This window comes from Alcaligenes sp. GW821-FHT11D07, from assembly GCF_058808495.1.
Genome location: NZ_JBXART010000002.1, coordinates 221,592 through 242,193, shown reverse-complemented (window position 1 = coordinate 242,193; position 20,602 = coordinate 221,592). Strand labels below are relative to the sequence as shown.

Annotated in this window: 17 protein-coding genes; 10 read left to right on the top strand and 7 right to left on the bottom strand. The window is 55.2% G+C overall.

The window, feature by feature from the left end; genetic code table 11:
* Positions 1–266 precede the first annotated feature (266 nt).
* A complete protein-coding gene (locus tag AC1RSM_RS09690; RefSeq protein WP_492931942.1) occupies positions 267–1,640 on the bottom strand; it encodes an amino acid permease in 1,374 nt (457 codons plus the stop codon).
* A gap of 36 nt (positions 1,641–1,676) precedes the next feature.
* Positions 1,677–2,927 (bottom strand): kynureninase, encoded by a 1,251-nt coding sequence (kynU, locus tag AC1RSM_RS09685; protein ID WP_492932967.1) that lies wholly within the window; start codon positions 2,925–2,927, stop codon positions 1,677–1,679.
* A 142-nt stretch (positions 2,928–3,069) separates the two neighbouring features.
* Between kynU and AC1RSM_RS09680 the strand changes: the two genes are divergently transcribed.
* Together AC1RSM_RS09680 and AC1RSM_RS09675 are read left to right on the top strand one after the other, a co-directional pair.
* Complete coding sequence (locus AC1RSM_RS09680; protein WP_492931940.1) at positions 3,070–3,531, top strand: Lrp/AsnC family transcriptional regulator; 462 nt, start codon at positions 3,070–3,072, stop codon at positions 3,529–3,531.
* A gap of 183 nt (positions 3,532–3,714) precedes the next feature.
* Complete coding sequence (locus AC1RSM_RS09675; RefSeq protein ID WP_492931938.1) at positions 3,715–4,131, top strand: mannose-binding lectin; 417 nt, start codon at positions 3,715–3,717, stop codon at positions 4,129–4,131.
* 28 nt (positions 4,132–4,159) lie between these two features.
* Here AC1RSM_RS09675 and AC1RSM_RS09670 read toward each other — a convergent pair whose 3' ends face one another.
* Both AC1RSM_RS09670 and AC1RSM_RS09665 read right to left on the bottom strand, forming a co-directional pair.
* The gene (locus tag AC1RSM_RS09670) at positions 4,160–6,079 is read right to left on the bottom strand and encodes a sensor histidine kinase (RefSeq protein WP_492931936.1); all 1,920 of its coding nucleotides are present in this window, start codon (positions 6,077–6,079) and stop codon (positions 4,160–4,162) included.
* Positions 6,080–6,173: 94 nt separating this feature from the next.
* Positions 6,174–6,854 (bottom strand): response regulator, encoded by a 681-nt coding sequence (locus tag AC1RSM_RS09665; RefSeq protein ID WP_492931934.1) that lies wholly within the window; start codon positions 6,852–6,854, stop codon positions 6,174–6,176.
* Between the two features lie 303 nt (positions 6,855–7,157).
* On the opposite strand from AC1RSM_RS09665, the gene AC1RSM_RS09660 reads away from it, so the two are divergent.
* Together AC1RSM_RS09660 and AC1RSM_RS09655 are read left to right on the top strand one after the other, a co-directional pair.
* A complete protein-coding gene (locus AC1RSM_RS09660; RefSeq protein WP_492931932.1) occupies positions 7,158–7,466 on the top strand; it encodes a hypothetical protein in 309 nt (102 codons plus the stop codon).
* Positions 7,467–7,496: 30 nt separating this feature from the next.
* Positions 7,497–7,835: a hypothetical protein gene (locus AC1RSM_RS09655; protein WP_492931930.1), complete on the top strand. Its 339-nt coding sequence runs from the start codon at positions 7,497–7,499 to the stop codon at positions 7,833–7,835.
* A 114-nt stretch (positions 7,836–7,949) separates the two neighbouring features.
* Here AC1RSM_RS09655 and AC1RSM_RS09650 read toward each other — a convergent pair whose 3' ends face one another.
* From AC1RSM_RS09650 to AC1RSM_RS09640, 3 genes are all read right to left on the bottom strand, one after another.
* Entirely contained in the window at positions 7,950–8,654 is a 705-nt protein-coding gene (locus AC1RSM_RS09650) for a GntR family transcriptional regulator (RefSeq protein ID WP_492931928.1), read from the bottom strand.
* A gap of 104 nt (positions 8,655–8,758) precedes the next feature.
* Entirely contained in the window at positions 8,759–9,187 is a 429-nt protein-coding gene (locus AC1RSM_RS09645; protein ID WP_492931926.1) for a hypothetical protein, read from the bottom strand.
* A 231-nt stretch (positions 9,188–9,418) separates the two neighbouring features.
* A complete protein-coding gene (locus AC1RSM_RS09640; RefSeq protein ID WP_492931924.1) occupies positions 9,419–10,432 on the bottom strand; it encodes a TetR/AcrR family transcriptional regulator in 1,014 nt (337 codons plus the stop codon).
* Between the two features lie 504 nt (positions 10,433–10,936).
* Between AC1RSM_RS09640 and lldP the strand changes: the two genes are divergently transcribed.
* The 6 genes from lldP (at position 10,937) to AC1RSM_RS09610 (ending at position 20,420) form a co-directional block, all read left to right on the top strand.
* Entirely contained in the window at positions 10,937–12,604 is a 1,668-nt protein-coding gene (lldP, locus tag AC1RSM_RS09635; protein WP_492931922.1) for an L-lactate permease, read from the top strand.
* A gap of 78 nt (positions 12,605–12,682) precedes the next feature.
* Positions 12,683–13,462 (top strand): transcriptional regulator LldR, encoded by a 780-nt coding sequence (gene lldR, locus AC1RSM_RS09630; RefSeq protein ID WP_492931920.1) that lies wholly within the window; start codon positions 12,683–12,685, stop codon positions 13,460–13,462.
* Positions 13,459–14,598 carry an FMN-dependent L-lactate dehydrogenase LldD gene (gene lldD, locus AC1RSM_RS09625; protein WP_492931918.1) on the top strand — a complete coding sequence of 380 codons (1,140 nt, stop codon included), beginning with the start codon at positions 13,459–13,461 and terminating at the stop codon, positions 14,596–14,598. Before lldR ends, lldD begins: the two co-directional genes overlap by 4 nt.
* A gap of 2 nt (positions 14,599–14,600) precedes the next feature.
* A complete protein-coding gene (dld, locus tag AC1RSM_RS09620; protein ID WP_492931916.1) occupies positions 14,601–16,316 on the top strand; it encodes a D-lactate dehydrogenase in 1,716 nt (571 codons plus the stop codon).
* Between the two features lie 535 nt (positions 16,317–16,851).
* Positions 16,852–18,660 carry an ABC transporter ATP-binding protein gene (locus AC1RSM_RS09615; protein ID WP_492931914.1) on the top strand — a complete coding sequence of 603 codons (1,809 nt, stop codon included), beginning with the start codon at positions 16,852–16,854 and terminating at the stop codon, positions 18,658–18,660.
* On the top strand, positions 18,654–20,420 hold the full coding sequence (locus AC1RSM_RS09610; RefSeq protein WP_492931912.1) for an ABC transporter ATP-binding protein: 1,767 nt from the start codon (positions 18,654–18,656) through the stop codon (positions 20,418–20,420). Before AC1RSM_RS09615 ends, AC1RSM_RS09610 begins: the two co-directional genes overlap by 7 nt.
* Positions 20,421–20,602 lie beyond the last annotated feature (182 nt).

Sequence of the window (20,602 nt, the reverse complement as noted above, 5' to 3'; positions counted from 1 at the left end):
TTCCCTAGCGGCCGTTTAAGTATCTGATCGTGCCCCGTTTATTTTTATTTAGAAAAGCTCAAATGAGACATATTAGTCTCAAATTGAATTATTTTGTACGGCACTGTACACATTCAGGCCATCTTTCGCCTGTTGCGCTGATCAAAATCAAACACACCTTGAGAGGCCCATAGTTATTGGTCCAGCACAGTACTTAGGCGACCGACCACAAAAAAGCCCCCGCACAGGCGGGGGCTGGTTAAACGCTAAGGCGTTTAGTGAACTGGCTAGGCTTTGGCGCGACGAGCACGCAACACGTAGATCAAAACCAGCGTCAACAGGAACGGCACGCCGAACAACAAGGTGTAGTGAAAGATATTAATGAACCAAGTGGTCACCAAAATCGCCACAATACCAATCAGCCCCAACAAGGTTCCGATGGGGTAAGCAGGCATACGAAAACGCAGTTGCACGCCGTCCTGAGCCACCCGACGACGGAAAAACAAATGCGTCAGGAAGATCATGCCCCAGGTAAACAGCGCCCCAAACATGGACAAGGCAATCATGACCGGAAAGGCCGTTTCCGGGTTGAAGGCATAGACCACCGCTGCCACGGCTACGCCACTGGCCGATAAAGCCAGCGCATTCAAAGGCACGCCGTTTTTAGCCACTTTGCCCAAAGCCGCCGGTGCATCACCCGCTCGAGACAGGCTGAACATCATGCGTGTGGAGATATAGAGCATGCTGTTCATAGCCGACAAGGCCGCAATGATCACAATGAAGTTCAAGATACTGTCAGCGTAGGGGATACCTACCGTCTGCATCACAGTGATAAAGGGGCTGGTCGTGCCGTCAGCCACCAGCACTTGCCAAGGCACCAGCATCACAATCAGGGACAAAGACAGCAGATAGAAAATGATCAAGCGCCAGATCGTGGCTTTAAAAGCCTGACGCACCGCTCGTTCCGGATCTTCCGCTTCCCCTGCTGCCACGGCGATCATCTCGATACTCAGGTAACTGAAGATGGAAATGATCACGCCCACCCACACCCCATACCAGCCATTCGGCAAAAATCCGCCTTGGCCAAAGAGGTTTTCCTGCACCTGAGCCGGCTTGTAATAGCCCGTCAAAATACCCACCGCCAACACTATAAAGGCAATGATGGCGAACACTTTGATCAAGGCAAACCAATACTCCACCGAACCGAAGGCCTTGACGCTGTACGCATTCACCGCCACCAGTACCGCAGAGAAAAACGCAATCCATATCCAGGGCGACACGTCCGGGAACCAGAACTTCATATAGTCCGCGACCGCCGTCACCTCCGTGCCTACCGCCAGCACAATGCAGGCCCAATAGCTGTATCGCACCAGGAAACCGGCCAAGGGGTGAATGTAGAACTCCGCATAGGCCCCAAAGGAGCCCGATGTGGGATGTTCCACCGTCATCTCGGCCAGGCAACCCATCAGCACCAGGGCGATGAAGCCGCCAATCACGTAGCTCAGCACCACGCCGGGACCCGCAAAACCAATGGCAAATTTGCTGCCCAGGAACAAGCCGGTACCTATGGCCCCCCCAATAGCAATCATGCTCATCTGGCGGGCGCTCAGCTTTTTATGCAGCCCGGCTTCGCGCGATTGAATTTGCTCAAATCGGCTCATGTCTCCTCCTAATGCTTATTTTTTATGTCGCTGTGATCAGGTCACTTTGGAGCGTGTTTTGTAAGCAGGCTTATCCCATTCCTTATCATTCAGCACCGCTTTAATGTGTTGCACGGCCTGCCAGATATCCACAAAAGACAGATACAAAGGCGTGACACCAAAGCGCATCACCTCAGGCTCGCGGTAATCCCCAATCACCCCACGAGCAATCAAGGCTTGAACTACCGCATAACCTTGCTCATGAGCAAAGCTGACATGGCTGCCACGGAAGTGGTGATCGCGTGGCGTCACCAGGCGCAGACCAAATTCCGCACACTCTTGTTCCACCAGAGCGATGAACAAATCCGTCAAAGCCAGAGATTTACGACGCACAGCCTGCAGATCTGTTTGCAAGAACACGTCCACGCCGCAAGCCACCAGACTCAAGGACACAATAGGCTGTGTGCCACACAAGAAGCGTTCAATACCGTTGGCCGCTTCGTAAGAGGGGCTCATGGCAAAGGGATGCTTATGCCCCCACCAGCCGGACAAAGGCTGGCTGATCTGATCCATCAGCTTAGGGTTCACCCACAGCAAGGCGGGTGCACCGGGGCCAGCATTCAAATATTTGTAGGTACAACCGATAGCAAAGTCTGCATCGCTGTCTTTCAATTCGATCGGCAAGGCGCCCACAGAGTGGCACAAATCCCAGATCAACAAACCGCCGTGCTCATGCACCAGACGGTTGGTAGCCTGCATATCGTGCAAGTAACCTGTACGGTAATTGACGTGCGATAAGACCACGACCGCCGTGTCCTGATTGACTGCTGTTTGCAAATCAGCCGGGTCATCAATCAACTCCAACCTATAGTCTTTGCCAAAGAAGGCGTTAAACCCTTCAATGATGTACAGATCCGTGGGGAAGGAATCACGCTCGGCCAGAATCACTTTCTTTTCCGGGTGGCGTTCTTTTTGCAGATTCACGGCGGCGGCCAGCACTTTGAACAGATTGACCGAGGTGCTGTCGCTGACAATGGTTTCGCCTTGACCGGCGCCAAGCAGTGGGGACATCTGGTCGCCCAGACGCACGGGCAAGGTCCACCAGCCTGCTTTGTTCCAGCTATTGATCAGGTCTGTACGCCATTCCTGAGAAATCACTTCCTGGGCACGCTCCATTGCATGGCGTGGCATGGCACCCAGGGAATTGCCATCCAGATAAATCGTATTGGGGGGCAGGTCGAACTTGGCTTTGAAGGCAGCCAGCTCATCGGCCTGATCCCACTGCTCGCATTGCTGCAAAGTAATCATATTCATGCTCCTCGATTCTGCTTTTAACGACATTTAGTCTAGCATCGAGCCATTGGCGAGTTATTCCAAAGCGATGAATATTATGATTAAATTTGGAAGGAAATTCGGTTTCTGAAACCCTTTTCGTAGATAATTCTAAAATATGAGACTAGACGAGACAGACCTGAAAATCCTGCGCCTTTTGCAGGACAACGGCAGGCTCAGCAACCAGGAACTGGCTGACCTGGTGGCCTTATCCCCCTCCTCCTGCCACCGGCGGGTCAAAATTCTGGAGCAGGAAGGCCTGATCGAAAACTACAGCGCCAACCTGAGCGCTGGCAAACTGGGCTTTGCGATTGAAGCTTTTGTAGAAGTGAATATCGCGCAGCTCAACGAGACCGAACATCAGTACCTGAGCAAGGCACTGGCCACCATGGACGAGGTCCTGCACGCCTATATCGTCACTGGGCAAGCGAACTACCTGCTGCACATACGCACGCGCAACTTCGAGACCTTTTCCAATTTCGTGGTCCACAAGCTCAATACCTTACGTGGCGTCACCAAGATTCATTCGCAGATTGTGCTGTCCAGCATCAAGGCCAAGGGACGGCGTTTGCCCGTCTGACTACGATGCACTCAAGGTAAAAAGCTGCAGCGCGGAATCCAGTAAGACCTTGTAAGCAAGGTCGGCTGCAAATACCAGTTATCAGTGATTCCCGCTGCCTGCCCCATCCCCGAAAATTGATCCCATATGACCAGTCACACCATGACGCACTGGTCATCGTCATCAACTTTATAGGGATAGCTTGTGAAAAAACTCACAAAAACAGTGGCGGTGCCATTGGCAGCGGTATTGTTGACTGCGGTGTCAGTGTCTGCCTCTGCCGCCAGTTCCTCATTCCAGAACTCATGTCGCAATATCAAGCTGCACTCCAATGACAGCGAGGCCTGGATTTCGGCGGAATGCCAACGGCACAATGGTCAGTACAACCCTACAACGCTGCCCCTGCGAGGCCTGGTCAATAACGATGGGCGGATACAAAGCCAGGCAGGCGCACAAACCTCTTACCAAAAAAGCTGCAGCAATCGAAGAATCTCGTGGAATTCGGAGTCTGTCAGAATCCGGGCCGTGTGTTTGACTCGCAACGGCTCAGAGCGGGAAGCCGCAATCGAACTGACCAATATCGAAAATCGTGATGGGGCGCTGATTCGCGTGAACAGATAATTTGTTTGCGTCGTGGTCTTCCCGCGACTCACTTAGGCGACGATTGATCCGCTTGCCTGCCCTCGTGCTCCGCGTGTGCAGGCAGGACTCCCCTGACCAAGGTGCAGCCACCACTGGAGTGAATCTCAACGCTCCCGCCCAGCTTCTCCATTCGGGCGCGCATGGACTCCAGGCCTACTCCGGTTGCAGCGTTGCGCGCGGCATCCACATCAAACCCTAGCCCGTCATCACACACCTCCAACACGATGCGCTCTGGGACGGGATACGCCATGCTGACGTTCACTTCCCTGGCCTGACTATGCTTGAGTACATTTGACAGCGCCTCCTCCAAAAAGCGCGTCATCGTCAAACACGTCATGGCGCAGGGCGAGCTAGGCCACGCAGAGGGCAGATGCCACTGGCTTTTCATGCCGATATTGTCGAACAAGGATGAAAATTGATAGCGCGTCGGTGCCATCCACGCTTGTGGAGACTGCGGCGGGCTCTGGACAAAACTGCGACCACTATCAATGACCAGGCGCAGATCATCACGCAACGACTTCAAGGTAGAGATATGTCGACTGTTCTGATGGTGGCTTTCTGTTGTGGATTCGGCCTGAGCAATCGCCCTGACCAAAGCACTGCCAAACCCGTCATGAATATCCTGGATCAGCTCAACACGTTCTTGCAGCTTAGTCGTGGTCAGGGCCAGCTCATGCTTTTTGTGCAGCGATTGCTCTAACTGTTCGCAAGCCGTCTGTACGGTTACCCGCAGTTCCTCATTAAATTGCTCAATTCGCCGCATAGAGTGCGCGATTCGCAAGCCCATGATGATAGAAATACCCGTCATCGTGAGCAGATTGGCGTAAGGGGTTAAGGGGGCTGTCTCTAGCTGAAAGTAAAAAATTCGCCAGTCATGGAACGCGATCCCGACATAGACAATACCGACACTGCCGTACAAGCAGTCTTCCGCTTTTTTACTGCGCCAGGCTATCAAGGCCAGTGCCATGCACGTAATGGCAAATATCAGCAGATGTCCTCGAATACCAATTTTCAAGGCCAGGCCCAAATTCTGATCCGAAGACAGTGCAATCACCACAGACATAATGGCTGTGAATGCAGTCAATGCGGTTGCCATCTTGCGTGACAGCGGCCGACGCGCCAACTGAAAGATGAAATTCGTAAAGCACAGGCAGAACGACATGAAAGCAATGGCATTTGCCCGCTGAACGGCCACCGTTGAGGAAAACGGCCAAGCCTCCACTGCTATGACGTTATACAAGAACGCCACCCAAAACAGATTCAGCAGCACAAACCAGATATACAGGGTGCTCTTGCGATAGAAAAGCCACATCCCCAGAAATAGAAAGGCAATCGACAGCGCACCCATGATGTTCACCGTGAACATCCCTCGGTAATCCCAACTCAGTCGGCGCTGATGTTCGAGCAATACCTGCGGATCACCCAAATGCACCTTTCCCAAACCGGGCATTGTCATGGCGACCCCGCGCACCTCGACCAAAATAACGTTGGCCCCCTGCTTGATCGCGGCTCCCGGCAAGGTCCACAAACGCGGCATATTCCAGCTGCGAGAGTAAGGCTCAAACAGATTCGTGTCCTGCCACAGCAGATCACCATTCACAAAGACGCGCCCTGCCATATTGATCGAGTCGATCGCCAAGGCCAAAGGCGCACGCGCCCAATACTCCGACGGGCAATCACTGTGCCACTGGATTCGATACCAGACACTACCGTTATAGCCAGGCCAGCGAGTGGTCCAATGGTCAGGAAGCTGTACCTCCGTCCAAGCCAGGTCTGGATCTTGCACTTCTATCAAGCTTGAACCCGTGCGCGAAGCTTGCACAGAAATAGGTGGCTCGCCGCAGTCCGTCTGCTCCAAGGCCATTACCTGTCGTGCAAAAAGCGACAGGGTCAACAGCACCACACATGACACTATTTTCCAAAGCATGCTTTATCGTTTTTATTAATTTCGGCTTGGCTAAGCAAGATAAACGGGGAAGTAGATTAACCCCAAAATCAATAATGCTAGGGGCACTTTTTCCTCAAATCAATCCGTGCTTGCGCGCCTTATTTATCGCATTGGTACGGGATGGAACCTCCAGCTTGCGATAGATGCTTTTTATATGGCACTCCACGGTATTGCGCGATATATACAGTTGATCGGCAATAGCCTGATTGGACAGCCCGTTTGCAATCAGGCCCAGTACCTCGGTCTCTCGCGGACTGAGCATCACCGAAGGTGCCTGTGACGGACGCGGAAAACGTCCAGCCAACTCTTCCATGATGTACTGAGCGACAAATGGATCTATTGGCGAGCCCCCACGAAACACAATACTGATCGATAAAGACAGCTCTATATCCTCACGCTCTTTGAGCAAGTATCCCGTTGCGCCTGCACGTACGGCCTCAACAATCAGATCGGGCTTGCTCCAGGCCGACAGGACAACAAGCGGTACATCGATTCCTTTGGCACGTAATTCGGCAATCAGCTCAATCCCGCTGCCATCAGGCAAACCGATATCCACTAGAACCAAGGAAAACGAGCCGGTTTTGATGAATTCACGGGCTTGCGCTAAAGAGCCGGCAATGCTTACCGCCTGCGTAGGCAAGTCCATTCCCTTCAGAATACGTACTAACCGAGCTTGCATCAGCTCGTCGTCTTCAACGATCAAAATGGCATCAGGTCCGGGGCCCGCACCCGTTGCACAGAAGTCCTTAACCATTGCGCTTAGCCCTGTAAATTGCTCATTCTATGAGTAGAGCATCCCACCGACAATCACCGGAAACGGGGATCTACTCGCCTGCCCCCAAAGAACGTCTATCGATCCGGCCCTATCCACCGATCAGTCTCAAAACGTCATCGCCAGCGATGAAGAACCGGGATTACTCATAGGCAACCCACAAAAACCGCGTTTGTATGAAAAATCACGGTTTTCAGTGATTCCATGCGCCCCCCTCCCCCCTCAAAATTCTGACTGCTGTGAGCAGCGTACCCATAACTGTTGTCGCCGAGGATGGAAGAGTTCATGAAAAAAAATATTGTCTGTTTTCTCTTGCTGGCGTTGCCATTTTTTTCTTCTCACGCCGCCTTACGAGGGGACGGCCAAAGAAAAGTCGAATTCAAGGCTGTGATCGAAAACCTGGATCTGGACAAGGCTTTCCCCTATTGGCAGCTCATTGAGCGCGTTGAGTACGTCAGCACAGACCTGTACAGAATCCACGCGGGCCAATGCTTCGTCGATGTGTCGCTGACCACCATCCCCTTTCCAGAGGGCTTTGTGGGCCCGCGCCAATTCAAGTTGAGCTATAGCGCGACACAATGTCCGAAAAAATAATTCCCCCACCTTCCAAGAAAGGAACTAGCAATGAACACCCTCTCAATCTCGGCATTTACACTCATGGCCAGCCTGGTAATAGCTGCAGCGCCGGTACAGGCCAAGGACTCGCAAGCCGAAATGGAGCGACTCAACCAGGAGTACAACGACTCTCAGTTTTGCGCTGCACTGCTCAACAAGATTGGTGGCGATGAAAACAAGAAAAAAGCCACTTTGGCACTGGCTGAGGCCAAAGACATAGCACCTAAAATTGGCCACACGACAGAGGACGAGTTCAACGAGTCGTACCGTGCTCTAGAAGAAATCATAAAAACTGCAGACAAGGATGAAATGCAGCAATTTACTGAACTGTGCACGAAACGCTGGTAGAAACCGAGACAAGCTCAGGAGAGATGGCAGTCGTAAACAAGGTAAAAAAATACCGTTTAAAACTTCGGCTCTCCCCGTAACCTACAAAACCTGCACCTTTGCTGGGAGTCACAGCTACACGTAGTTCAGTGTGAAGCGCCGCTTGAAATGCTCGCTGCGCCACCAACCCCTGCCACTTTGAACCGGCTTGCCATCGGTGTCGAACAAGTCGATACGCTGCACAATCACCGCCTGGTTTTCTTTAATCCACAGTTGCTTGGCCATCTCGGCCGTGGCGTTAGCCATGCTGATCTCTTCGTGAGCGTGCTGGATAGGCACCCCCAGCACCGTGGTCAGCATCTCCACCATGGTGCGCGTTTCCAAATCCTGGGCCTGAATACGCTCCCCGATTGAGCGCAACAAATAGTTCTCCGCAAAATACAGGGGAACGGCAGACTTATAGCGCACGGCTTGCAGCTTGTAGACCGGCTCCGCAGATGCAAAGAACTCGGCGATGTCGGCGGGTGGCTGCACCAGTTCCCAACTGGCAATCTTGGTGCTGGTGTCCTTGCCCAGTTGCACCAGATCATTAATTGAACCCAACTCCCACGAGCCCGTGCTCTTGCGCTCCAGTACAAAAGAGCCCCGGCTGGGAAAACGCTCGATCAGGCCATTGCGCGTCAAAATGGCCAGTCCCTGGCGCACCGTAATGCGGCTGACGCCAAACATTTCCCCTAGTTCAGCTTCAGTAGGCAAACGGTCGCCCGGCTGCAGGCGACCGTCCTGAATGTAGCGGGTCAATTTATCGGCAAGCTGTTCGTATAGCGGCTTTTTATTCACGCTGCAATCTCGCTATTGATGATGTGTACTGTGCTGCTGGCTTGCCCTATATTCCGTGTTTAGCAGTTTATTGAGTCGGCTTTCCCCGCCAGTGAGCAATCCTTTTATTGTCGTTCCAACAAGCCTTTGATGAGAAACATCTCGGCCTCATGGACACAAGAAATCTGCTCCCAGGCCGCATCACTTTGCGAGGCTAATCGCCAGGTGAGTAAGGTAACCACGCACTTGTCTGCCCCCAGCTGGAGTACATCGCCCGGAATGACACGCGACATATTGCGAAACTGCATGGTGTCCTTGCTGGTGCCCACGTCGTAATCCACCTGTAAACGGGCCGTGTCCACGTTCAAGCGCACATAGGTTTCCTGTCCACTGAATACAGAAACCCCTTTGAATAAGCCCGGCTCAACTTCACTACGGTTCGCGCTTCCCCAGGCCCATTGGCCTTGCTGGATGCCATCGGACATGATCTCGAAGGCCGCTTGTGCGGGGCGTTCAACCAGGATGCTGCTGGAATGGCAATGGGGATCTTTCACGTGTAGGCTCCTGTGATCAACATTCATTGTTATAACAATGTCGCTCATTGTCCTGCCAAGAGCGGATCACTGCCACACGGGAAAACACGTATAGCCCCACAGCTGCCCCGACCCGGCCATAACACCCACCTGAACACTACAAAAAAACCGCCGGCTGTCACGCAGGACAGGCAGCGGTTTGGCGAGCCCAGCGTCAAGAGCTGCCGGACTGAACTTCTACAACAGCAGTTTTTACGGTGTGGTCACCCATTTCTGAATGAAGGCGCGCAGCTCGTCCGCGTTGGACGCAACGCCGCCGGGGACGCGGTAGACCTTTTCCAGCGGTCCAACCATCTCCTGCATGCTGGCCAACTGAGCCGGGTCTTCGCACATCATCACAATGCCCCGGCAATAGCGGCCAAAGCCTTCACGGTGCGCTTTCAACCACAGCACCGCTTTCTTGCGCCCTTCCGGATCACCGGGGGTAGAAGGATCTGGCAGGCTTTCATAGACCAGCACAAATTCTTTTTCCGCCTCGATCAGGGTTTGCATATCGTCCAGCCATTGCGTGGCTAATTCCAGCGTCAGGGGAAATTCGTGCAGGCGCGCGATGGGCAATGCAGAAATATCCAGAAAGCGGGTGGACAGGTTTGAAGAAATGTCTTGTTCGTTCATTGATAAGGCTCCTTGAATGAGAGCAGTCATACCTGACTGCAATATCTGTTCCATCTCAAGCTCCTCCACCACACGTTCCACGGCCAGGCGCGGCTCACGACCTGCCACGGCATATACCGTGTCGGCAACCGCCAGACAGTGAAACGCCACGGTTGCCATCAAGTAGCGCGAGCGCTCAAAGGACACGCCATAGGCCTGCGCAATGTGCTCTTGATGCTCCCGAATCTTGTCCAGCATGGCGGGCGTGGCCACCAGCCTGCGAATTACGTAGGGCGTAATTCCTGGGTTGGCTTTGACAAACGCCTGCGTGGCGGCACTAAAAAGCAGTAGATAGTCCTTCAGGCTGCCTTGAACCGGGTTTGTTGCCCGAGGCACTTGCCAGCGGCTGAAAATTTCTTCAGCCACCAGTTGTTTGAGGCCCTCCAGATTGCCTACATGCTTGTACAGCGCCATCTGGCTGACACCCAAGGCGCCAGCCACACCCACGAACGTAATGTTGGGCAAGCCAATCTGCATGCCAACGTCCGCAATCCGTGCCCGGGTGATGGTGGGAGGACGTCCGCGTGGCGCGGACGCCTGAGGGGTTTGCATATCTACTCTGACCCTTTTGACAGCAGCGGCACACCCGTGCCGGCCGCTTGTTCTTATTTAATTTAAGAGACTCCACTAATCAGGAGTCTAGTTTACATCAACGATAATGCTTCTCAATATCATTTTCAACAAGACATTCTTCACGCTTTACAGGCCAAGCAAGCAGCACGCAAAACGATCATCAGAGTAACTCAAGCCGCCTTATTAAAACTTGCTGTGGACCGCTTTAGCGCAGGGTTTAGCCGGCCGGACCGACCGAACAAACGCGCGTTGAAGGCTCAGGTTTTTATAAAAACAAACAAAAGTGGTCAGACCAATTAAAAGAATAGAAAACAGTTAAATCCCTAATGACTAGGGTAAATACCGGGATTCAACAGAATTAGCCAGTGGATACAATGCGTTCTATTCTTTATGCCATCCCCAATTGGTCAGACCAATTTGACGATCTTAAGCTTTGCTTACCCAGCAAGCGTCACTCCTTTGCTCCTGCGGAGATAGAACAACATGCAACAAGCGTGGCTGCAGCAATACGATCCCACCGGCAATATCTGGCTGTCGGCTCTGATTGCCCTCATACCCATCATCTTTTTTTTCCTGGCTCTGACCAAGTTGCGCATGAAGGGCTATATGGCAGGCACGATTACCGTGCTGCTGGCACTTGGTGTCGCCCTGATTTTTTATCGCATGCCGGTCTCTACGGCGTTGGCTTCGGTGGTCTACGGCTTTTTCTATGGTCTGTGGCCCATCGCCTGGATCATTGTTGCGGCGGTCTTTCTGTACAAGGTGTCGGTCAAGACTGGCCAGTTCGATATCATTCGAGCCTCCATCCTGTCAGTGACGCCTGACCAGCGCCTTCAGCTGATTCTGGTTGGTTTCTGCTTTGGTGCATTCCTGGAAGGCGCTGCTGGCTTTGGCGCACCGGTCGCCATCACAGCCGCCCTGTTGGCAGGTTTGGGCTTTCGCCCCTTGTACGCTGCCGGTCTGTGCCTGATCGCCAATACCGCCCCGGTTGCCTTTGGTGCCATGGGCATTCCAATCATTGTTGCCGGGCAAGTGTCGGGTATTGACCCCTTTGTGATTGGCCAGATGGCCGGTCGCCAACTGCCTTTCATGACGATTATTGTGCTGTTCTGGCTGATGGCCATCATGGACGGCTGGCGCGGTATTAAAGAAACCTGGCCTGCCGTGGTGGTGGGTGGTGGCTCATTTGCCCTGGTTCAGTTCCTGACCGCCAACTACATTGGCCCTGAGTTGCCGGACATCACCTCCGCCCTGGTTTCCCTGGTGGCGCTGACCTTGTTCCTGAAAGTCTGGCAGCCCAAGAGCATCTTTCGCTTTGACACCGAAGACGCGGCTCCTGCCCAGAACAATGCTATCGAGAAGGCTCCTGCTGTCCTGACCACAGGCAGTATTGTGAAAGCCTGGTCGCCCTTCATCATCCTGACAGTCATGGTGACGGTCTGGAGTATTCAGCCCTTCAAAGCGCTGTTTGCCTCCGACGGCCCCCTGGCCTCGACCATTCTCAACATTCCGGTTCCTTTCCTGCATAACCTGGTGGAAAAAGCCCCGCCTGTGGTGTCTGCCGCTACGCCTTACGGCGCGGTGTACTCCTTTAACTGGCTCTCTGCCACTGGCACCGCCATTCTGATTGCCGCCTTGATCACGATCTTCTATTTGCGCATGAAACCGGCCAAAGCGATCGAAACCTTGGGCGAAACCTTCAAGGAACTGGCTGTCCCTATCTATTCGATCGGTATGGTGCTGGCCTTTGCCTTTATCGCCAACTACTCCGGTCTGTCGGCCACCCTTGCACTGGCCTTGGCCCACACGGGCAAAGCCTTCACCTTCTTCTCGCCATTCCTGGGCTGGATTGGGGTATTTCTGACCGGTTCCGACACGTCGGCCAATGCCCTGTTTGGCGCTTTACAAGCCACTACCGCACAGCAACTGGGCCTGCCTGAAGTCTTGATGGTGGCCGCCAATACAACCGGTGGCGTGACTGGCAAGATGATCTCGCCGCAGTCCATTGCCATTGCCTGCGCCGCAGTGGGCCTGGCGGGCAAAGAGTCCGATCTGTTCCGCTTTACGGTCAAACACAGCCTGATCTTCGCTGCTATGATCGGCGTGCTAACCACCCTGCAAGCCTATGTGCTACCTTGGATGATTCCCTAGCAGCCCATCCCTTCCTTCATCTGCAAGGCGCGTAGACTCGCGCCTTGCAGATTTATCTTTTCAGTATTGCCGAACACTATGCGCCTCTCTGATCATGTTGCCCAACAATTGCTGGCGCTCATTCAATCCAGCGACTTTCAGCCGGGGCAGCGTCTGCCCGCTGAACGAGCGCTGGCCGCTCAATTGAATGTGTCCCGCGCTTCACTACGCGAAGCAATTCAGCAACTGACCAGCCAGGGCATTTTGCGCAGCCAGGTCGGCTCAGGTACGTACCTGACCTCCCAGACGCCTCAGTGGACCCAGCGTTCTGTTGATCCACTGGCCGCCTTGATGCTGTCCGACCCCCAGTACCGTTACGACGTACTGGAAGCGCGCATTGCCTTAGAGAGCAGTACGACCTGGCACGCTGCCCTGCGGGCCTCCCCCGACGATAAAAGCAAGATCCTGCAGTGCTTTGAGCAAATGATTCGTCACCAGCAAAGTGGTGACACCGAACAATCTGCCCGTGCAGATGCCCAGTTCCACCTGGCTATTGCCGAGGCCTCGCACAACCTGGTTTTGGTCCAGGTCATGCGCGGACTGTTTGATCTGGTGCTCAGCAGCGTCACGCAGAACCGGGACATCATCATGTTTGTGCACGATTCGCCGGAAACGCTGACCCAGCTGACCGCGCAACATGAAGACCTGGTCAAAGCCATTATTGATGGTGATCCAGCTCGTGCCCGTAGCGTGGTGAACGAACACCTGGGATACGTACGCAATACCCTCATTCAGGCGGACGAAGATCTTGCTCGTCGTGAACGCTCTGCGCGTTTGCAATCGCCTCCTCCCGCCTTCCCTGAATCTGCCCAGCCATGATTATTTCCTCCTCGACCGACTACCGGCGCGCTGCTGAAAAACGACTGCCGCCTTTCCTGTTCCACTACATCGACGGCGGTGCCTATGCCGAGCACACCCTGCGCCGCAATGTGGATGACCTGGCCAACGTCGCTCTGCGCCAGCGCGTGCTCAAGGATATGAGCCAGCTGGACACCAGTATTGATCTGTTTGGTGAAAAGCTCTCCATTCCCGTCGCGCTATCCCCTGTGGGGCTGACAGGCATGTACGCCCGTCGTGGTGAAGTGCAAGCGGCCCGCGCAGCCGACGCACACGGTATTCCCTTCACCATGTCCAGCGTATCGGTCTGCCCGATCGAAGAAGTTGCCCCGCGTCTTGGCCGCCCCATGTGGTTCCAGCTCTACGTGTTGAAAGACCGTGGCTTCATGCGCAATGCCTTGGAACGCGCTCAGGCCGCAGGCTGTAGCGCACTGGTCTTTACGGTTGACATGCCCGTCCCTGGTGCACGCTACCGCGATGCTCATTCCGGCATGAGCGGCCCGAACGCTGCCCTGCGCCGCTATGCACAAGCCATCACGCACCCGCGCTGGGCCTGGGATGTGGGCCTGCTGGGTCGTCCCCATGATCTGGGCAATATCTCGCGTTACTTGGGTAAGCCAACGGGCCTGGAAGACTATATGGGCTATTTGGGCGCCAACTTTGACCCTTCAATCTCCTGGAAAGACCTGGAGTGGATACGCGAATTCTGGAAAGGCCCGATGCTGATCAAAGGAATTCTGGACCCGGACGACGCGCGCGATGCCGTGCGCTTTGGAGCCGACGGCATCATCGTCTCCAACCACGGCGGTCGCCAACTGGATGGCGTCTTGTCATCGGCCCGCGCTTTGCCCGCCATTGCGGACGCCGTCAAAGGCCAGATCAAGATTTTGGCGGATTCGGGAATTCGTAGCGGCCTGGATGTCGTGCGCATGATTGCGTTGGGCGCTGATGCCGCCATGTTGGGACGCGCCTATATTTATGCACTGGCTGCCGCAGGCCAGTCCGGTGTAGATCACTTGCTGACGCTGATTGAAAAAGAAATCCGCGTCGCCATGACGCTGACCAGTGTCAGCAGCATTTCCCAGATCACCTCTGACCTGCTTGTACAGGAGTCCTGATCATGTCAGTTTCCACCCACCCTGCGGACTTGTTGCAGCAGTTGCGCTCTATTGTGGGCAAGCCCCATGTTCTAACGGACGACCGCAGCACGCGCCCCTACCGCAAAGGCCACCGCACTGGCGAGGGCAAAGTGCTGGCAGTGGTGCGGCCGGGCTCCTTGCTGGAACAATGGCGTATCTTGCAAGCCGTGGTTGCTGCAGATTGCATCGTTATCATGCAGGCGGCCAATACCGGTTTAACCGGGGGCTCCACCCCTGATGGCGACGACTACGACCGCGATATCGTCCTGATGAACACCATGCGCCTGCAAGGTATTCAAGTCATCAATGAAGGTGAGCAAGTTGTCTGCCTGCCCGGTGCCACTCTGGATCGCCTGGAACAAACTCTGGCGCCCTTGCAGCGCGAACCGCACTCGGTCATTGGGTCTTCCTGCATTGGGGCCTCCGTGCTGGGTGGTGTGTGCAATAACTCGGGCGGTGCTCTGGTACGCCGTGGCCCCGCTTATACAGAATTGACGCTGTACGCGCAGGTGTATGACGATGGATCGCTGCATTTGATCAATCACCTGGGCATCGCCTTGGGTGACACGCCGGAAGAAATTCTGACCCGTCTTGAGCAGGGCAAATACAGCCCCGCCGACATCATCAACGACCCTGCACGCAAGGCCAGCGACCCGCGTTACGCCCAAGATATTCGGGATGTGGATGCGCAAACGCCTGCTCGCTACAACGCTGACCCGTCCCGCCTGTATGAGGCCTCCGGTTCCGCGGGCAAACTATGCATCTTCGCCGTGCGTCTGGACACCTTCCCCAAAGAGGCCAGCACGGTCTTTTACATCGGCACCAACGACCCGGATGAGCTGACTGCCGTGCGTCGCCACCTGCTGACTGCACTGCCCAGCCTACCCATTGCCGGTGAATACATTCATCGCACGGCCTACGATATTGGTGAGCAATACGGCAAAGATACCTTCTTGCTGATTGACCGTTTTGGTACGGCCAAAGTCCCTGCCGCTTTTGCCATGAAAAGCCGTGTAGATGGTTTTTTCGAACGTTTGGGCTGGCGCGGGGTCACTGACCGCGTGATCCAAAGCGTTATGAACCGCCTGCCCAGCCATCTGCCAAAACGGATGCGGGAATGGCGTGACCGTTTTGAGCATCACCTTCTACTGCGTGTCTCGAACGATACCGCCCAAATCACCCGCGACTATTTAAGCCAGCAGTTTGGTGACAGCAAGCAGGGTGCGTACTTTGAGTGCGATGCCGAAGAAGGACGCAAAGCATTTCTGCACCGTTTTGCCATTGCGGGCGCTGCGATTCGTTACCGCGAGTCCCACCCCGACAGCGTGGAAGATATTGTTGCCCTGGATATTGCACTGCGCCGCAACGATAAAGAGTGGGTGGAACAATTACCCGCCGATATGGAAAAAGACATTGTCCACAAGCTGTATTACGGCCACTTCTTTTGCCACGTCTTTCATCAGGACTACATCGTCAAAAAAGGCGTTGTTCCCCTGGATATGGAGCATCGCATGTGGAAGCTGCTGGACGCCCGCCAAGCGGAATACCCGGCCGAGCATAATGTGGGTCATCTCTACATCGCCAAGCCCGCGCTAGCCGGTTTTTACCGCGAGCTGGACCCCACCAACACGTTCAATCCCGGCATAGGCCACACTTCACGTAAAAAATGGTGGCACGCTTGCGGCTGCGACCACTAAACCAAACAGCCTTGTTCTGACCACACCACACGCTGCCGGCCATCCCTTATGATGCCTGGCAGCGCATCACGCTGATACAAGAAAAACTGCCAGCACGAACTGGCCCCAGCGTTTCTGCCCGCCCAAAGACGGAAGGGCTGCAATCAATTGCCCTGCACCTGATCCCCTACGCTTGATCACCGCAACTGCGCTTGTACCCAGCCAAGGCAGCGCTTTCCTGTGGCTGTTCCCCAGGCTTTAAGCCACTCAGCCCCACTCTTCCCCGCCCGTTTCAGCCTGCTTTCAGGCTGTGTGACACCTAAGCGACAGAAGTATTCCAGTGCCAAATCTATTTAGTTTAATAGGATCCACTAATTCAATATTTCGATTACATTATCGATAATGATTCTCAATACCGTATATTAAGAAGCCAGTTTCTACGGCTTTTGGATAGCCATAAAGGGGCCGAATCGCACTTTTCACCCCCCCCCAGATACGCGTCCACACCCTGCAGAAATCATGCCTTTCTCTTTGAATTTCTGGGTATTTACCACTCATGACCTCTCGTGAAACCACTACTGACGTGCGCAAGGAACCTGGCCCCATCAGCCAGATACTGAGCTCGATACGCACGCGCTTGATTATTGCTGCCACCCTGGCTGCCCTGGGCTCCATGCTCACCCTGGTGCCTCTAGCGGGCATCGCCTACATTGCGCAACTGGCATTAGGCGGCACGTCCGTCAATGGCTCTCTAGCCGGAGAGGTACAAGGTGAAATAGGCTGGGCCGTCTTGTTCAGCGTTGTCAGCATGTTTGCCGGGCTGGCCCTGATCTCGATCGGGGAGCTGGTATCCCACCTGGCCGACAATCGCCTGACTCGTGGTTTGCGTTTGAGCGCCGCCCAAAGACTGGCCAACGTCCCCTTGGGCTGGTTTACCAGCCAGGCCTCGGGCGAGGTCAAACAAGCCATGCAGGATGACATCGCCACCTTGCACAGCCTGACGGCCCACTTCTATACCTCGGTTGGCCGTGCGCTGGGCGCTATTGTGATCTCCGTCCTGTACCTGTTTGTAATGGACTGGCGCATGGCGATTGTGGCACTGCTGCCCTTCCCCGGCTTTTTCCTGTTTCTGCGCCATGCCATGCAATCGAGCAAGGCCAATATGCAGGGCTTTGTGGAAAAGCTGGGCCGCTTAAATAGTGCCACGGTGGAGTTTGTCAGCGGCATTCCCGTCGTCAAAGCCTTTGGCTCCAACGGCCAAGCCCACGGCGGCTACAGCAAAGCGGTTGATGGCTTTGCGGATGCGTTTCTGAATTTTGCCCGCCCCCTGGTCTCCCGCATGGCACATGCACACGCCATGATTGCCCCTGTCACCGTACTGGGCATCGTGTTGATCTTTGGCGCTCTGTTCAGCCACCTGAATTGGATGAGCCCCGTCGATATTCTGCCCTTTGCCCTGGTCGCCCCCGGCATATGCGCTCCCCTGCTACTGCTGCACACCTTGCTGCACGATCTTGGCGGAGCTACAGGCGCGGCACAACGCGTCCAGGCGCTACTGAAAACCCCGGTACTGGAGCCTTTACAGGCTAATGAACAGCAGATACCGACTAATCAGCAAGTGCGTATTGAAAACGTCAGCTACGCCTACGCTGAAGGCCATCAAGCCTTAAAAAACCTGAACTTCACACTGGAACCGGGCACAGTCACCGCGATTGTGGGTTCCTCCGGATCAGGAAAATCCACGATTGCACGCCTCTTGCTGCGCTTTTTTGACCCCAGTGAAGGCCGAATCACCCTGGGCGGCGCGGACCTGCGCCAGATTGAATCCACCGAACTGTATCGCCGCATTGGCTTTGTTCTGCAAGAGGTGCGGCTGATCAATGCCAGTGTGCGCGAGAACATTGCGTTGGGCCGCCCCTCTGCCAGCCAGCAAGAGATTGAGGACGCTGCAAAAGCGGCCAATATCCACGATCGCATTTTGAGCCTGCCACGCGGCTACGACTCAGTAGTCGGTGAAGACGCCCAGCTATCCGGTGGCGAGCGCCAGCGCGTCAGCATTGCACGCGCCGTCTTGTTGGACCCACCCATTCTGGTGCTGGATGAAGCCACCGCCGCCGCCGATGCCAGCAACGAAGTAGCCATTCAGGATGCGCTGTCTCGCTTTGCCCAAGGCCGCACCTTGCTGGTGATTGCTCACCGACTGGACACCATCATGCACGCGGATCACATTCTGGTGCTGGAAGACGGCTGCATTGTGGAACAAGGCAATCACGCCAGCCTGCTGGCCAAACAAGCCCGCTATGCACGACTCTGGGCACTGGGTGGCTACGAGGACACCAAACCCAGCAAGGACACATCATGCTAAAGACCCTGATCCAGTTGCTGGGCAAGGAAGCAAGCATTTTCCGCCGCTATGTGTGGATGGCGACTCTGTACGGACTGCTGTGCGGCTTGACCATCACCACCCTGGTGCCCGTCTTGACCCACTTGCTCAATGGCAATCCCAAACAGGCGGCCAGCTGGCTGGCCCTGCTTGTTCTGGGCGTTGCCATTTGCTGGCTGTGGCGCCGCCATGTTGAGCAGGCCGGTGTCCGCGTTGGCGCTGCTATTTTGCAAGGCGGCCGTCACCGTGTTGGCGAACACATTGCCCAATTACCTGTGGGCTGGTTCTCTGCTCAGAACACGGCCCGACTGGGGCATATCGTCACCCAGGGCATGATGTCTGTTGCCCAGTTACCCGCCCACGTGTTCACGCCGCTGATCGCTGGCATGGTGACACCTCTGGTTCTGGTTATTGCGCTGTTCGCACTGCATTGGCCGCTGGGACTGATCGCCCTGATTGTGCTGCCCTTGCTGGCCGGCGTCCTGGCCCTGACTGCCCATCTAGGCCGTAAAGCTGACGATGCTTTTCAAGAACACTTCGCCCACGCCAGCCAGCGTGTGGTGGAGTTCGCCCAAGCCCAGTCCGTATTGCGCGCCTTCAATGGTGAAGGCGGCGGTACACGCTTGCTGGAAGAGGCGATTGAACGCCAGCACCAGGCTGGCAAAAAACTGATCTGGCAATCCACCGCCTCTGCCGTCCTGAATGCCTGGGCAGTCCAGGCAGCCTTTGCAGCCTTGCTGATCGCAGCCACCCTTTGGCTGAATACCCAGATGAGCACCGGCATGAACAGCGCAGAAATCATTGCCATCATCGTCTCCTTGTTGCTGGCCGCACGCTATATCGATTCCCTGCTGGAAGTGGCCAGCTATGGAGAAGTGCTGCGCGGTGCACGGGGTCAGCTCGATGCCATCAAAGAACTCTTTGCCGTCCAGCCTTTAGCCGAACCCGACCAGCCTCAAACCCCACGCGACGGCTCTCTTTCCCTGAACAATGTGCATTTCCGTTATGACGCGGACAAACCCGAGGTACTGAAGGGCATCACCTTAGACATTCCCGCCGGCAGCATGGTCGCCTTGATAGGCGAATCTGGCTCAGGAAAGACCACATTGGCCCACCTGATTGCCCGCTTTTTCGATGTCAGCCAAGGCAGTGTGGCCATAGGCGGAGTCGATGTACGCCAGATCGGCAGCACGCAGTTGGCCAGCCAGATCAGCCAGATTTTCCAGGACGATTACTTGTTCGCAGGCAGCATTGCCGAGAACATTCGTATTGGCAAGGCCCATGCCAGCGATGCCGAACTGATGGCCGCGGTGGAACAAGCGGGGGTCAGTGAAATCATTGCCCGCCTGCCCGACGGACTCAATACAACCGTAGGCGAAGGTGGGGCCCGCCTGTCCGGGGGTGAACGCCAGCGCATCGCCATTGCCCGCGCCTTGATCAAAAACGCCCCCATTTTGTTGGTGGACGAGGCCACTGCCGCCCTGGATGCGGAAAACCAGGCCGCCATTGCTCAGGCCCTGGCTCGCCTGCGTGGCAAACGGACTCTGATTGTGATTGCCCACCAACTCTCTACTGTGGCCATGGCTGACCACATTGTGGTTCTGGAAAACGGCCAGATCATTGAACAAGGCCCACCCGGAGAACTGCGCGAAAGCCAAGGCCGCTACGCCCACTTTCTGAGCCAGCGTCAAACTGCCAAAGGCTGGCGCATTGCCACCACGACTCCCAATAACGGTGTGTGATGCCTAACTGCTCCTGACCGCCAGCCGCTTGGACGCCCACTGCCCCTGCGGGCCAAAGGCAGGCGGTCCAAACCTGCCGCCGCCACGTAGAAAGGCACGAGTGTCATTCACACCCGTGCCAGCGCTGCAGCGCTTGTTCCCAATCACATAAAAAGGCGCTTACCCCTGCTCTTCAAAACCAA